General features: G+C 73.2%; 8 protein-coding genes. 4 read left to right on the top strand and 4 right to left on the bottom strand.

Annotated features, from left to right (window positions below; all coding sequences use genetic code 11):
* Nucleotides 1-29 precede the first annotated feature (29 nt).
* The 4 genes from AB0C75_RS14220 to AB0C75_RS14235 all read left to right on the top strand — a co-directional run bounded on the left by AB0C75_RS14220 (nt 30) and on the right by AB0C75_RS14235 (nt 8,095).
* On the top strand, nt 30-2,897 hold the full coding sequence (locus AB0C75_RS14220) for an AAA family ATPase (protein WP_362890437.1): 2,868 nt from the start codon (nt 30-32) through the stop codon (nt 2,895-2,897).
* Between the two features lie 98 nt (nt 2,898-2,995).
* Nucleotides 2,996-5,902, top strand: coding sequence for an AAA family ATPase (locus tag AB0C75_RS14225; protein WP_362890439.1), 2,907 nt, complete (start codon nt 2,996-2,998; stop codon nt 5,900-5,902).
* A gap of 237 nt (nt 5,903-6,139) precedes the next feature.
* Nucleotides 6,140-6,511: a nuclear transport factor 2 family protein gene (locus AB0C75_RS14230; RefSeq protein ID WP_362890441.1), complete on the top strand. Its 372-nt coding sequence runs from the start codon at nt 6,140-6,142 to the stop codon at nt 6,509-6,511.
* A 141-nt stretch (nt 6,512-6,652) separates the two neighbouring features.
* The gene (locus tag AB0C75_RS14235) at nt 6,653-8,095 is read left to right on the top strand and encodes a tryptophan 7-halogenase (RefSeq protein WP_362890443.1); all 1,443 of its coding nucleotides are present in this window, start codon (nt 6,653-6,655) and stop codon (nt 8,093-8,095) included.
* A 21-nt stretch (nt 8,096-8,116) separates the two neighbouring features.
* Here AB0C75_RS14235 and AB0C75_RS14240 read toward each other — a convergent pair whose 3' ends face one another.
* Genes AB0C75_RS14240 through AB0C75_RS14255 form a run of 4 tightly spaced genes read right to left on the bottom strand, consistent with a single transcriptional unit; the run spans nt 8,117 to nt 15,268 of the window.
* The gene (locus tag AB0C75_RS14240) at nt 8,117-9,022 is read right to left on the bottom strand and encodes a kinase (RefSeq protein WP_362890445.1); all 906 of its coding nucleotides are present in this window, start codon (nt 9,020-9,022) and stop codon (nt 8,117-8,119) included.
* Nucleotides 9,019-10,506 (bottom strand): lyase family protein, encoded by a 1,488-nt coding sequence (locus tag AB0C75_RS14245; protein WP_362890447.1) that lies wholly within the window; start codon nt 10,504-10,506, stop codon nt 9,019-9,021. The genes AB0C75_RS14240 and AB0C75_RS14245 overlap by 4 nt, the downstream gene beginning before the upstream one ends.
* Entirely contained in the window at nt 10,497-12,119 is a 1,623-nt protein-coding gene (locus AB0C75_RS14250) for a condensation domain-containing protein (protein ID WP_362890449.1), read from the bottom strand. Before AB0C75_RS14250 ends, AB0C75_RS14245 begins: the two co-directional genes overlap by 10 nt.
* Nucleotides 12,116-15,268, bottom strand: coding sequence for an amino acid adenylation domain-containing protein (locus tag AB0C75_RS14255; protein WP_362890451.1), 3,153 nt, complete (start codon nt 15,266-15,268; stop codon nt 12,116-12,118). The genes AB0C75_RS14250 and AB0C75_RS14255 overlap by 4 nt, the downstream gene beginning before the upstream one ends.
* Between the last annotated feature and the right edge of the window lie 27 nt (nt 15,269-15,295).

Here is a 15,295-nt window from a genome sequence, read left to right on the forward strand (position 1 = left end):
CCCCCGTCAACGAGCCGTCTGCCCGAGCAGTGCTCCCTGGAATCCGGGCCGGCGGCGGGCTGGGTGACGTCCCGGCGCTCGGCGGCCCGAAGATGGGTAGGAGTACGTACGGCGACGGCCGCCGAGAGTCGCACGAGAACAGGACGGCACTGGTGCTACTGGAACGCGAGGCCGAACTGACGCCGGCGACCGCCGGCCTGCGACGTGCCGCGGCAGGACACGGATCTCTGCTCCTGGTCGAGGGGCCGCTCGGCGCGGGCAGGTCATCGTTCCTCGATGCCCTCGCGCAGCGGGCGTGCGACGAGCGTTTCCTGGTGCTCAGGGCCCAGGCGTCCCGCGCGGAGCGGTGGCTGGCGTGTGGTGTGGTGGACCAGTTGGTGGCGTCCGCGGGCTGCTCCCCGGCGGCGGAGTTCGGCCGGGGGCGACGGGCCCCAGGCGACTCGCATCCCGGACCGGTCGGTGGACGGGTGCCGTCGGCGTCCGTCCTGGACGGTCTGTCCGGCGACGGCCCGTTGCTCGTCGTCGTCGATGACCTGCACTGGTCCGACACGGAGTCGCTGACGGAACTCTCGAAGTGCCTGGCCGTCCGGCATGACCGCCGTACGGTGTTCGCCCTCTCGCTGCCGTCCGGTGTCGTGCCGGATACGGGCTCCGTCCTGCACGGGCTGGTGGACACGGCTGACCACAGGATCCGGCTGGGTGCTCTCGGCCCCGATTCCGTGCGCCGGTGGGTCGATACGGCGTTGGGCGGTGCCGCGGACGCGGAGTTCATGGCGGCCGTGCTGGTGCGTACCGCCGGCAGTCCGCTACTGCTGCGGTCCCTGTTGGACGAGGCGTACTCCCGGGGTCTGGGCCCCCGGGCCGAGCACGCCGAACTCGCCCGTACGCTGCGCTCGGACAGTCTCCGTCAGTACCTGTCGGCGTTCCTGCGGTCCCAGCCCGGCCCGGTCCGCCGGGTCGTGCAGGCGCTGTGCGTCCTGGGCGGCGAGGCCGACCAGCGGGTCGTGACGCAGCTGGCGGGCCTGGACGCGCCCGGGTGTGCGAGGGCGGTCGCCGCACTGGGCCGCTGGGGGCTGGGCCCGCCGGGGACCGGGGAGAACGGCACGCTGCTGTGGGACGCGCTGGCGGACGGCATCCCGGCGGACGAGCTCACGGTCATGCGCAACCGCGCCGCGGTGCTGCTGCACCGGGCGGGGCACTCGGTGGAGGCCGCTGCCGGGCAACTCATGTCGGTGCACACCTTGCAAGCCCCCCAGGCCGTGAGGATTCTGCGGGCCGCCGCAGACAGCGCGCTGACGCGGGGGGCACCGCGCGACGCGGCCCGTTATCTGCGCCAGGCCCTGCTGGACGGCTCGTGCACCGGACCGCTCCGGGCCCGGGTGCTGACCGATCTCGCCACGGCGGAACGAGGGTTCGCGACCCTCGCCTCGCTACGGCACGTGGTCGAGGCGCTGCCGTTGTTCGACTCCCCCTTGGACCGTGCCGCCGCAGCGGTCCAGCTGGGCCCGCTGCTGTACCGGCCGTCGGAGTCCGGAATCGCCCTCCTGACGCAGGGCCTGGCCGCGGAGCTGCGGACCCTGAGCTCAGCCGATGCCGCCGCGGCCGAGCTCGTGCTGCGCCTGGAGGCCCGCCACTACGTCCTGTGCGACCAGGAGCCCGCGATCCACTCGGCCGCCCTGCGCAGGCTCGAGGAGCTGGGGCCGCGGCCGCCCGTGAGGACAGTGGGCGAACGGGAACTGCTCGCCGCGCTGATCCACATCGCGTTCGTCACCAACACCGCACCGGCGAAGCGCCTGGCGGACCTCGGGGCGCCCCTGCTGGCCCTGGAACCGCCGGATCCGCGACATGCCCACACCCCGCTGCCGCTGGCGGTGAACGCCCTGGCTGCCGCGGAGCATACCGAGGAGATCGTTCCCTGGCTGGACGCGGTCGGCCGACTCGTCGACCCTCGGGGTTCGGACGCGGAGGCCGCCGTGCTGCGGGCGGAGCGCACCGTGGTGGCCCTCTCCCACGGCCGGATCGCCGAGGCCCGGCAGACGATGGTACGGACCGATGTCGTGGTGGACTCCGAGGTCAATGCCTTTACGGCCGTCCGCTCGGCGATCCTCGCCATGGTCACCCTGCACAGCGGCGAGCCCGAACTGGCCGAGGAGTGCCTCGCCGGCGACCTGCCCCACCACCAGGACCAGTACCACGCCGCCCTCCTGCACATGGCGCGCGGCCTGCTCGCCGCCCGCCGCCGGCAGGACCTCATCGCCCTCCACCATTTCCGTACGGCGGGCGAGCGGCTGGAGCGGATCGGCTGGTCGAATCCGGCCGTGCTGTCGTGGTCATCCCAGGCCGCCCTGGTGCATCACCGCCTCGGCGAGCAGGACCGGGCGCTGGCCGCGGGACGCTTCGGGGTGGAGCAGGCCCGCAAGTGGGGCGCGCCGTCCGCGGAGGGACGGGCACTGGTGGCGCTGGGACGCGTCACGCCCGGCCGCCGGGGAACGGAGCTGTTGGCGGAGGCGGTGTCCGTACTGGAGGGGTCCACGAACCTCGACGAGCTGTGCCGGGCGCTGTACGCGTACGGCTGCCGGCCGGGCGTGGACGGAGTGCGGGCCGGCAAAGCCCTGGAGCGGGCCCGCGTGCTGTCCGTCGCCTGCGGTACGGACCGCCTGACGCAGCGGATCGGGGCGCGGATCGGCCGGAGCCCCGCCGTCCCGGAGCCTCGGCCCGAGCTCACCCCGTCCGAGGCGCGGGTCGCCCGGCTGGCAGCGGCCGGTCTGCGCAACGCGGACATCGCACAGCGGCTCCAGGTGTCGACGCGGATGATCGAGCGGAACCTGACCAACGCGTACCGCAAGCTGGACATCAGCGGGCGTCACGCCCTGCCGTCGAGCATCGGAACGAAGTGACCGGCACGCCCGGCCCCCGGACGGCGGTGTTCTCGCACCGGGCACGCGTTTGCTTGACCGCACAGGATTCCGCTTCCTAAGGTCGCAACTACTTTTTCGTGGCGCGATCGGGGCCAGGTGCACGCCCCAGGGAGGCGGTCGGGATCGCTACGTCGGGCACCCACGACCACGAGCTGCCCGCCGGGCAGGCCGTGCCACTGGTCGAACGCGAGCGTGAGACGGCGGTCCTGCACGACCTGGTCCGGCGGACCGCCGCGGGGCGCACCGGTCTCGTCGTGATCAAGGGGCCGGGCGGCATCGGCAGGACGGCGCTCCTGCGTACCCTGGCCCAAGCGGCACAATTGCGTGGCCTGCGCGTCGTGGAGATGACGGGGGCCCGTAGACGGATCCTCCGCTTCGGCTCTCCGGCTGCCCCGTCGGACACCACGGCCGCAGCCGGTCACGCCTTCACCCGGGCGGGCGGCTCCCGGGCCCCGGCCGGGCGGGCACGTGTGCCGTCCTCCTCGCCTGACGTCGCCGCGCATGCCCCGCACGATCCGCTCCTGCTGTACCGGCAGACGGTGGGTTCCGCTACCGCGACGCGTCCCACGCTCCTGTCGATCGACGACGCGCACCGGGCCGACGTCGAGTCGATCAGAGCGCTCGTGCGTCTCCTGCGCACCCGGCACGATCTGCCGCTCCTGCTGGCCCTCGGCTGGCGTGACAGCGAGGAGCCCGTCGCGCCCGTGGAATGGGTGCCGCGTCCGATGTTCGAGGCCCTCAGGCCCCGGCCGCTGACCGGGCCGGGCATCGGTACGGTCGTGAGCCGGCTGACGGGGAGCGCCGTCGAGGCCGGGTTCCAGGCGGACTGCCTGGCTGCGACCGGCGGCAATCCCGCATTGGTGACGGGGCTGGTCGCCGGGTTGCGCAAGCTGGGCCGGCCGCTCACGAGCGCCGGACTGGCGGCCGCGAGCGAAGGCGACATCCCGGTGTTCGGCCGGCGGGCGAGACGCCTCCTGCACGAGCAGTCCCCCGTCGCCGTACGCGCCGCGCAGGCCGTGGCCGTTCTGGGAGAGCGGACACCGACCACGACCGGGGCCGGTCTCGCGCGGGTGGAGACGACCGCGTTCACCCGTTCCCTTCGCCGGCTGGAGGCGGTCGGACTGGCACAGGAGTCCGCCGCGGACGCCTGGTCCCTCGCGCACCGCGCCGTCCGTAACGCGGTCCTGACGGGTACCCAGCCCCGGACCCGCGCGGACCTGCACGGCCGCGCCGCCCGGCTGTTGCACGACAGCGGAGCACCGGCCGCCGTCATCGCCGAGCACCTGCTCGAGTCCCCGGCCGCGACACGGGAGCCGTGGGCGCGGGCCGTACTGCGGGAGGAGGCCCGCGCGGCGATGCTCCAGGGGGCGGCGGAACACGCGGTGGAGTTGCTGAGGTCCTGTGTCCCGCAGGGCCACGAGGACACCTGCGACCCGACCCTGGTGATGGAACTGGGCGTCGCGGAGGGATGGGTGGACGCGGACGCCTGCATCGGTCACCTGACGTCCGTACTGGACCGCCTGACCGATCCCGGCCTGCGTCTGACGGCGCTCAGCACACTCGTCGGCGCCTTGACCCGCACCGGCCGGATGGGGCGCGCGGCGGAGCTGCTGGCTGTGCAGGACACCGGTTCGCCCTCCGGGCGAGCTCGCCTCCAGCAGCTGGAGGCGGACATGCTGGTGGCCGCGACCGACAACCTCGACGCCTGCACCAACCTCCTCGAAACGGTCTCGCTGCGCCTGGACCTGCCCGGCGCGACCCCGGCGGAGCGAGCCCTGCTCGCCGGCCGTGCCTTCATCGCGATGAGCCGGACGGAGCTCCTTCCGCAGGCCCTGGCCGCGGCGAACCGGGTGGTGCGGGCCGCCACTCCGATCACCGACTCCACCGTCACCCTGGCCGCTGCGGCAGCCACGTTGACGTACGGGGACCGGCCCGCGGACGCCGCCCACATCTACCAGCAGCTCCTGGAGGGCGCCGACACCGTGCCCGACCGGCTGCGGGCCGGTCTGCTCGCCCTCGACGGTGAGGCCGCCCAGCGGCTGGGGCGCCTGGACCACGCGCTCCGTTCCACGGCCGAAGCCCTGGGGTCGACGCCCGGCGCACAGGTCACCCATCACCAGACGCTGGCGCTGGCGTACAGGCTGCACGCGCTGCTCGACCGGGGCGACGTCGCGGCGGCCGACGCCCTGGCCGGCACGGTGCCGCCGGGCACCATGGACGACGCCTGGCAGTGGAGCGAGTTCCTCGGTGCCCGCGGGCGCCTCCGGCTGGTCCAGGGCGATCCCGGGGCCGCCGTGACCGATCTGACGGAGTGCGGCCGCCGGCAGGACCTGTGGCAGCGGACGAACCCGGCCGCTTCGCCGTGGTGGTACTGGGCCGGACACGCCCACCTGGCCCTCGGCGACCGTGCGGAGGCCGGCCGTCTCGCCACCCGGGCGGTGGCTCTCGCACACGCCGCCGGCTTCCCTGTCGCCCTGGGCACGGCACTGGAGTTGCTGGCCTCGGCGGGCGACGAGGACGAGCGGCTGCAGCTGTTCGCGGACGCGGAGGCCGTGCTGGCACACAGCGGCGCCGCGCTGTCGCTGGCGCGGGCACGTGTGGCCCGCGGCCGTGCGCTGCTGGGGGCCGGGCACAACGGCCAGGCCCGGACGGTGCTGCGCCGGGGGTGGGAGGAGTCACACGCCCTCGGGGCCCACGCCCTGCATGACGAGGCGCACGGTCTTCTGCTCAGCGCGGGGGCTCGGCCCTGGCGCGCCGCGTCCCGCAGGTCGGGCGAACTCACCCGCAGCGAGAAGCAGGTGGCGGAGCTGGCGGCGACGGGGCGGACCAACCTTCAGATCGCGGAGGTGCTCTTCGTGACACGCCGTACGGTGGAGGTGCACCTCACCTCCGTCTACCGCAAGCTCGGCCTGTCGGGGCGCAAGGAGTTGCGGAGCGCGCTGGGCCGGCCGCAGACCGCCGTCCGTCGCGAGACGAGGGCCTGAGGACGGACGCCGGTGTGAACACCGCCGTCACGGACCGTACTTCGTCCGCCGCCGGTCTGCCCGAACGCGGCGAAGTGTGCCTAGTCTTGGAGGAGTCGCGGAGCCAGGCCGTTCGCCTGCTGCCCGCCGGGTCCGCCCCCGCACCGGAGTCAGGACCCCCACTCCCCCCACCCCCAGCGCCAGTCGCCTCCCCGTCGCGCGGAGCGCGCTGAGCGCCTTCGACCGGAAGGTAACGGCATGACCGCTTTCGAGGTGGAGCAGATCGCCGAACGGATCCACCGCTACTACGCGTTGGTGGACGACGGAGACGTGCAGGGAGTCGTCGGGCTCTTCGCCCAGCGTGCGGTGTACGAGCGGCCGGGCTACGACCCCATCGTCGGCCGGGACGGGCTCGACGCCTTCTACCGAGGTCAGCGGGTCATCGACAGGGGGAGTCACACCGTGGTCAAGCTCGTGGTCGGCGCTCACGACGCCGCTGTCGAGGGCGGATTCCGCGGGACGCTGAAGGACGGCAGCGAAGTGGATCTCAGGTTCGCCGACTTCTTCCGGCTGGACGACGACCTGCTCTTCGAGGTCCGCAACACCTACTTCTTCTCGCCGATGGTGTGAGCGAGGGGCACCCCGCACGTAACGGTGGCTCACACCGATGCTCAGCCGGTCACGGTCCGCGAGGCTTCCGTCCGGACGACCTCGTCATGGTTGCCGCCGGCCGTTCACGTCGGCCGGTCCCCCTCGGTCGGAAGGCCCCCTATGACCAGTACCGGCGATTCGGAATCGGCAGAGTCGTTCGATGTGATCGTCGTCGGAGGCGGCCCGGCCGGGTCGTCGGCCGCGACGTTCGTGGCCATGCAGGGCCACCGGGTCCTGCTTCTGGAGAAGGAGAGTTTCCCCCGGCACCAGATCGGCGAGTCCCTGCTGCCGTCCACCGTGCACGGGATATGCGCCCTCCTCGGTGTCTCCGATGAGCTGCACGGTGCCGGGTTCACGAAGAAGCGTGGCGGCACGTTCCGCTGGGGCTCCAACACCGAACCGTGGACCTTCGACTTCGCGCTCTCCGAGAAGTTCGCGGGCCCCACCTCGTTCGCCTACCAGGTCGAGCGCATGAAGTTCGACCAGTTGCTCCTCGACAACGCCCGGCGCAAGGGCGTCGTGGTCCGTGAGCGCTGCGCGGTCCGCGACGTCCTGGAGGACGACGGCCGGGTGTCCGGGGTCCGTTACAAGGGCGAGGACGGCGTCGATCGAGAGACGCGCGCCCGGTTCGTCGTCGACGCCTCCGGCAACCAGAGCCGGCTGCAGGGGCGCATCGGCGGCAGGCGGCTCTACTCGGAGTTCTTCCAGAACATCGCGCTCTACGGCTATTTCGAGGGCGGGAAGCGGTCCCCCGGGCCGAACAGCGGCAACATCACGTGCGTCGCCTTCGAGTCGGGGTGGTTCTGGTACATCCCGCTGACCGAGACACTCACCTCGGTGGGCGCGGTGGTGCGCAAGGACTGCGCGGACCGGATCCAGGGCGACGGTGGCGAGGCGCTGGCCGAGATGATCGCCGACTGTCCTCTCGTCGCCGACTACCTGTCCGAGGCCGAGCGCGTGACCGAGGGGCCGTACGGCGAGGTCCGCGTGCGCAAGGACTACTCGTACCTGCACGAGACCTTCTGGCGTCCGGGCATGACACTGGTGGGCGACTCGGTGGGCTTCATCGACCCCCTGTTCTCCTCGGGCGTGCACATGGCCACGTTCAGCGCGCTGCTGGCCGCGCGTTCGATCAACACCGTGCTCCGCGGCGAACTGGAGGAGGAGGAGTGCTTCGGGGAGTACGAGGCCAGGTACCGCACGGAGTACCAGACCTTCCACGACTTCCTCGTCAGCTTCTACGACGTCACCCGCGACGAGCAGCAGTACTTCAGCGATGCGCGGCGCGTCACCCATGACCCCGCGCCCGGTGCCGGGGCGTTCGTCGGTCTTGTCGGCGGCGGCGCCTCGGACGATACGGCGCTGACCTCCGACTCCTACCGGGAACAGCGCAAGAAGGACCTGCGGCAGCAGTCCCGCGACGTCCACTGGGAGGGACACCGCATCCAGATGCAGGCCGCCTTCGGCGAGCCGGCCGACGACGCTCCCACCGTGAAGGACGGTCTGGTCGTCTCCCAGGACGGCATGCACTGGACGAAGAGCGCGGAGTCCGCTCCGGTGTGACCGGTCCGGTCTCCTCCCCGTCTACCGGTCCGCGGCGGCCGACCGGTAGACGGAGAGGGTTCCGGGGAGCGCGGCGCAGGCGGAGCGCGCCGCTTCGAGCCTCTTCAGGTACCCGTCGTCGGTGGCGTCCAGCAGGAGGCCGAGCATGGTGCCGCTGTGCGTGCACACCACGCCGGGCGCGCCCACGCGTTCGGCGATGGCGGTCATGGCCTCAAGATTGCGCTTGGGCAGCCGGCGCTGGTTGAGTACCGCGCTGCGTGTGGTGACGGCGCCGACGGCGCGCAGGTCCGCGGCACGGACGGCGTCGGCGAGCTCGCTGACGAGCCACGCGTATTCGTGCCGCAGCGCGGACGGGACGTGGCGGGGACGCCGGTTGTGGGCGACGGTGTCGAGACGTCCGCCCTCGTCGACCGCGACGACGGTGACGGGCGGCAGCGCGCCGAGGTGGGCGCGGAGCCGAACGGCGCGGTGCTCGAAGACGACGATGCCCGGGTGCATGACCCCGTCAGTCGGTTCGACAGGGCGCAGCCAGTCCTCGACGGCGCCCGGCGAGGTGTCGATGCCGAGTACCGCGCCGACACCGCGGGCCGTCGCGACGAGGTCGGCGGAGGAACTGGCGAGGCCTTTGCCGACGAGCAGGTCGCTGTCCAGAAGAAGGGTTCCTCCCCCGCCTGCTCCGTGCGTGTCGAGCATGGACCGCGCCAGCCCGAGCGACTTGGTCTTGTGCGCGGGGTAGACGTGCAGCGGGCCGTGCCGGTCGTAGCGGAACCGGGCGCGGCTGCCGAGGCTGATGGGGAGGGTGACGAGGAAGGCCGTGCCGTCGGGCAGGACACCCTGGAGGAGTTCCCCGAACGTGCCGCAGGCGGCTCCGGTGCCCTCGTCGATGTCCACGGCCACCCGCCGGGCTGCCGCCGGCGGCCAGGTCATGCGGGGTCCTGGGCGGTCATGGGGGTGCCGGCCAGCCGGGCCGCCGCGTTCCGGCGTGCGTTCCGGCGCGACCACTCGGCGTCGAGCCGGTCGAGTTCGCGCTCCTCGTCGGCGAGGAGCTCTCCGACCCTGTCGGGGTGGGTGGAGCCCGACGAGTTCTTGGCGCGCAGTCCGCGGTCGATGTCGAAGGACTCGGCGAGCAGTTCGGCGGCCCGGTCCACCTCGTACCCGGACTCGGCCGCGCAGGCGCGCAGCAGGCCGGCGTCGGGGCGGTCGGCGCGCAGCCCCTGTTCGACGGCGCGCTTGACGTAGCGTCCGGCGACGATCTGGGCGGTGCGCCAGGGGATGCGGCAGTCCAGGGTGAGGCGGTTGGCGAGGGTGAAGCCTCCGAGGTGGTCCTCGGCGCAGGCGGTGCGCATCCGGTCGGTGTGGTAGGTGACGCCGGTGACGACGGCGTGCGTCAGACGCAGCAGGGAGCGCATGGCTCCGGCCTGGGTGTGCAGGTGGGCGCCGGTCTCCTTGGACACCTCGACGGTGTTGCTGTAAGGGGTGTTGCGCTGTCCGGCGACGAGGTCCGCGGCCCGTCCGACGACGTGGGCGCAGCGTCCGCGGATGCGTTCGAGTACGGGGAAGTTGCGTTTCTGCGGCATGGCTGCGGAGATGCCGGCGAGGCCGTCGGGCAGGTCGAGGAATCCGAAGCCGCTGCCGCTCCAGGTCATCAGGTCGGTGGTGAAGCGGCTCAGGACGGCGGCGTAGCCTGCGAGGTCCGTGGCCATGGAGACGGTCCAGGTGCGGGAGGCGACACCGACCAGCGCGTGCGGCTGGGCGCGGGCGAAGCCGAGGTGGGCGGCGAGCCTGGCGCGGTCCCAGGGCAGTTCCTGGCCGGCCATGGCGCCGGATCCCAGGGGGCAGGCGTCCGTCTCGTCGTAGGTGTGCAGCATGCGGCGCAGTGCGGCGTTGGTCTCGGCGGCGAGGGCGGCGAGGTGGTAGCCGGGGGTGATGATCTGTGCGGCCTGGCCGTGGGTGTAGCCGGGCATCGGTGTGTCGGTGTGGCGGGCGGCGAGGACGGTGACGGCCCGCCCCAGTTCCAGGAGGTCCGCCGCGATGGCGGTGAAGCTGGTGCGGGCGGCCATGAGCTGGGCGCACACCTGGGTGTCGTTGCGGCTGCGGTCGACGTGCCAGGCGGCGAACGGCGGGGTGGGGCCGGACTGGACGTGGTGTTCCAGCGCGAAGGAGATGTCGGACATGTTCTGCCTGGGGTCGGCGCTCACCACGTCGGCGTCGAGCGAGCCGAGGCGGGCGTCGAGGGCCGCCGCACCGGCGGTGTCGACCAGTCCCATCCGCAGGTACTCGCGCAGGAGGGCCCGCTCGACGGCGACGTAGTGGGGTAGCAGGTGTTCGGCTTCGTAGGCGAACTGCGGGGCGAGCACCTCCTCGTGCCACACGTCGCTCGGTGTGCCGTCGATCCGGCCGGTCACCGCCATGCTGTCCTCCCAGGAAGGGTGCGTTTCAGGGCGGTGGCGAGTCCGGCCACCGTCGGGTCGGCGAAGAAGGTCCGCAGCGTGATGCCGCCTTCCCGCTCCGGGGCGAGGCGGGCGAGCAGCCGCAGGGCCTGGAGCGAGTGGCCGCCTGCGGCGAAGAAGTCCTCGTGGACGTCTACGGCGCCGGTGCCGAGCAGGGTCCGCCAGACGGCCGCCACCCGTTCCTCGACCACGTCGCGGGGGGCCGTCCCCGCGGGCGGCACAGTGGCCGCGGGGCGGGGTGTGCGCCGCGGGAGCGTGCCGGGGAGCAGCGCGGAGAGGCGGGTGGCGGGCGCGTCGAGGAGGGTGGCGAGCAGCCGGAGGTAGTCGGCCAGCAGGGTGTCGGCGGTGAGCCGGCCGAAGAGGGCGGCGTCGTAGACGAGGCGGACGCCGCTGCCGGCGACGTCGAGGAGGAGGTCCTCCTCGCAGGAGGAGACGGGCGGGCCGAGACCGCCGGCCGGGGTGTGGTTGAAGGCCAGCTGGTAGAGGGGCGGTACGCCGGGCAGGCGCGGCGCCGCGAGGAGCTCGACGAGGCTCTGGAAGGGGATGTCGTACGCTTCGTCGGCCCGGACGGCGGCGGTGGTGCGGCGGACGAGTTCGGTGCCGTCGGGGTCGCCGGAGAGGTCGGCCCGCAGGACGCGCATGTTGACGAAGGTGCCGACCATGGAGCGGGTCGCGGGGTCGTCGCGCCCGGCGACGGGCAGGCCCACAGCGATGTCGTCGGCGCCGGAGTGGTGGTGGAGCAGGGCGGTCCAGGCGGCGAGGAACAGCATCACGGGCCGGGTGCCGTGGTGACGGGCGGCGCCGGTCAGGGCTGCTGCGGTGCCGACCGGCAGGGCGGTACGCACCTCGGCGCCGCGGAAGGTGCGGGAGGACGGGCGCGGCCTGTCCAGCGGCACGGTGTGTACGGGCGGCAGTCCGTGCAGCCGGGTCCGCCAGTGGTCGGCGGGCGGGCCGGCGCCGGGCCGGCCGCGTTCGCGCCGTGCGTAGGCGCCGTAGCCGAAGGGGAGCCGGGGCAGGCGGGGGTCGCGCCCTTCCTCGGCGGCTGCGCAGAGTTCGGTGAGTTCGGCGTGGACGTGGAACCCGGAGGCGGTGTCGTACACCGTGTGGTGGGCGGCGAACACCACCGACCAGGCTCCCTCCCCCAGGTCGAGGACGGCCGCGCGCCACTGGGGTGCCCGGTGCGGGTCGAACGCACGGCAGGCCAGCCGGGCGCGCAGGGAGCGCCGTTCCTCGGCCTGTGCGGCGTGGTCGTACGCGCTCAGGTCGAGCAGCTCGATCTGGGGCTCCGGGTGGGGGTGCACCTCCTGGCAGAGCCGTCCGTCCACGGTGCGCAGGACGGTGCGCAGGGGCTCGTGGCGGTCCATGAGCACATGGAGGGCGTGCACGAGGTCGTTCGCTGTCACGGCCGCGTGCAGGGGGAACTCGTCCACGGCGCAGTAGGTGGGCGGGTCGTGGGCCAGGCGGGAGGCCAGCCAGGCGCGTTCCTGGGCGTACGTCGCCGGCAGGACGACCGGCCCGGCCGGGACACCGGGTGCGGACCGGCCGTCGCGGACGGCGGGGCCGGGACGTGTCACGACGGTCCGCCGTCGCCGAGCGGCAGGACGTGGCCGGGCAGTTGTAGCGGGTCACCGAGGACGACGGCGATCTCCCGGTCGCCCTCGTACGGTTCCCTGGCGTGGGCCGTCCGGATGTTGTCGACGAGGAGGACGTCGCCCTCCTGCCAGAGCTCCCCCACGGTGAACCGGTCGTAGACGGCGTTGATCTTCTCGACCGTGTCGGCGGTGACGGGGGTGCCGTCGCCTGCGGCGGTGTCGAAGGGCAGTCCGTCAGGGCCGTACACGTCGGTGAGGTACTCCCGGATCGCGGGTTCCAGGGTGAGGCCGTTGAGGAAGGCGATCTGGTTGAACCAGACGGGCACCCCGGTGCGGGGGTGGGCCACCACCGCGGTGCGGCGCTGGTGGGTCACCAGGCGGCCGTCAGGGAGCCAGGTGTTGTCGACGGCGGCCTCGGCACAGTAGGTGTCGACCGACGTACGGTCGGTGCTGCCGAACGCCTCGGGCCAGGAGAGGCCGACGTCGTGGTAGGCGCGGCGCAGCAGCCAGCCGTGCTCGGCGAAGGGGGCGGTGAGGCCGGGCGGGAGCGCGGTGAGGACCTGCTGGGAGTCGGCGACGGTCGTGCGGCCGCCGCTGTCGGGTGCGCTGAGGCACGCGAAGAGCAGGGTGCCGGGGACGGTGGCGGCGTGGCTCAGCTCGTGGTGCATGCACATCGGGTCCTCGGCGGGCCAGTGGCTGCCGGAGTACACGCCGGGTGCGAGGGCGGTGCGGGGCGCGAAGCCCTCCCGTTCCGTCAGTGGTTCGATGCCGAGCGCGGCGGCGACGCGTGCGACGTCGGCGGGGGTGCGGACGCCGACACCACGAAGCATGACGGCGCCGGAGACGGCGAGGGCGTCCAGGGCCGCGGCGCGGTGCGCGTCGGCGCGGGCGGCGGGGTCGGGGTCGGCGGTGCGGGCGTCGAGTACGGGCAGCGGGGCCGGGCCCTCGGCGGGGCGTGCCGGGGCGGAGGCGGACTTGCTGTCCAGCAGGGCGGCGACGTCGGCGACCGTGTGGGTGTCACGGAGCTCGGCGACGGTGACCCGGCGTTCGAGCTCGATGGCGAGACGGATCGCGGAGAGCGAGGTGCCGCCCAGGTCGGTGAAGCGGCTGTCGCGTCCGATGCGCTCCTCGGGCACGCGCAGCAGCCGCGCCCATATGTCCGCGACCCGCCGTTCGGTGGCGGTGTCGAGTTTCGGCGCGCCGGTACCGCCGGTCCCCCGGGCGTGCGCGCTCTCGCGGGCGCGTGCGGTGAGAGCCTTCTTGTCGATCTTCCCGTTGCCGGACAGCGGGAGTTCGCGGACGTGGTGGAGCCGGGGCGGCACCATGTAGTGGGGCAGAGAGGTGCCGAGGACCCGTGCGGTCTCCGGGCCGTCGGGGGCGTCCTCGCCCGTGTAGTACGCGACGAGTTGGGGGTCGTCGTCGGTGCCGGCGACGACGACGGCGCCGTCGCGGACGCCGGGGGCCTGGAGCAGGCGGTCCTCGATCTCTCCGATCTCTATGCGGAAACCGCTGATTTTCACCTGGTCGTCGCGCCGCCCGAGGTACTCCAGTTCGCCGGACGGCACCCTGCGGCCGAAGTCACCGGACCGGTAGAGGCGTTCGGCGGGATGAAGGGGATCCTGGTGGTAGACGGCGGCAGTGCGGCCGGGGTCGTTGACGTAGCCGCGGCCGACACAGACGCCGGCGATGACGATCTCGCCCGGGGCACCGTCGGGGACGAGGTGGAGCTGCTCGTCCATGACGTAGACGCGGCAGTTGCGGATGGTGTCGCCGAGCGGCACGGAGGGGTGGTCCGGCACGGTGCGCATGACGCCGTGGTGGGAGTCGTCGCTGACCTCGGTGAGTCCGTAGCAGTTGACGAGGGGGACGCCGGGGAACCTCTCGAACCAGCGGCGGACCAGCTCCTTCTTGAGTGCCTCCCCGGTCACGGCCATGACGCGCAGGTGCGGGAGGAAGGCGCGGCCCCGGGCGGCCTCGGCGAGGACCAGTTCGAGGTAGGTGGGTACGAGTTGGAGCACCTGCACGCCGTGGTGGTTGACGAGGTCCACGAACCGGCTGACGTCGAGCACGGCCTCCTGCTCGACGAGCAGCACACGGCCGCCGACGAGGAAGGGCGACACGAGCTGCCACAGGGAGATGTCGAAGCACTGCGGTGCCGTCTGCCCGACGGTGTCGCCCTCCTGGATCCCGAGGTCCTCGATCTTGGCGTAGAGGTGGTTGAGGAAGCCGTCGTGCTCGCACATGGCGCCCTTGGGCTCACCGGTGGACCCCGAGGTGAAGTACACGTAGGCGAGTTGGTCCCCGGCCACGGCGACCTCGGGGTCGTGCGTGGGCCCGTCGCTCCGGGCGAGGTCCTCGACGGTCATCCGGCGGACCACTGTGTCGGTGGCGCCGAGTGCCTCGTCGAGGGAGGGCACTCGGGGGTCGGCGAGCACCCAGCGGCACCGGCTGCGGGCGAGGGTCATCGCGACGCGCGAGGCGGGGAACCCCGGTTCGAGCGGCAGATAGCAGCCCCCCGCCTTGAACACGGCGAGCACGGCGGCGGGCCACTGCGCGTGGCGTTCGGTGACGACGGCCACCACGTCCTCCGGCGCCAGCCCTTCGCGCAGCAGCGCCCAGGCGATCCGGTTGGCCTCGTCGTTGAGTTCGCGGTAGGTGCGGGTGGTGCTCCCGTGCACGACGGCCACGGCGTCGGGATGCCGGCGGACGCGCTCCTCGAAGAGTTCGTGGAAGCGGCGTCCGGGCATCGGCCGTACGGGGCCCGCGCCACGTGCGACGACGGCCTCGGTCTCCTCGGGCGGGAGGAGTCCGTGCCGGGTGTGCGGCTGGTCCGGGTCCGCCGTCATCAGGTGCAGCACACGCAGTTCGTAGCCGCCGAGGCGCTCCGCGGTCATACCGGCCGTCGCCGCCGCGTCCGCCCAGGCGTCCTCCGCCTGCGCACGTCCCTCGTCGGTGCCCACGTGGCGCACCAGGTCGCGCCAGGAGGCGTCGGGGTCCACGGAGGCCACGCCCAGCAGCACGGAGGCGACCTTCAGGCGCACGGCGAGCCGTACCGAGGCCGCGTCCGCCGCGCACGCCAGGGCGAGAGCCGCGACGGAGTCCTCCGGCCGGGCGGGGGCTGTTTCCTGCATCGTGACGCTCCTGCTGATCGATGAACC

This window comes from Streptomyces sp. NPDC048565 (genome assembly GCF_040650935.1).
Lineage (GTDB): Bacteria > Actinomycetota > Actinomycetes > Streptomycetales > Streptomycetaceae > Streptomyces.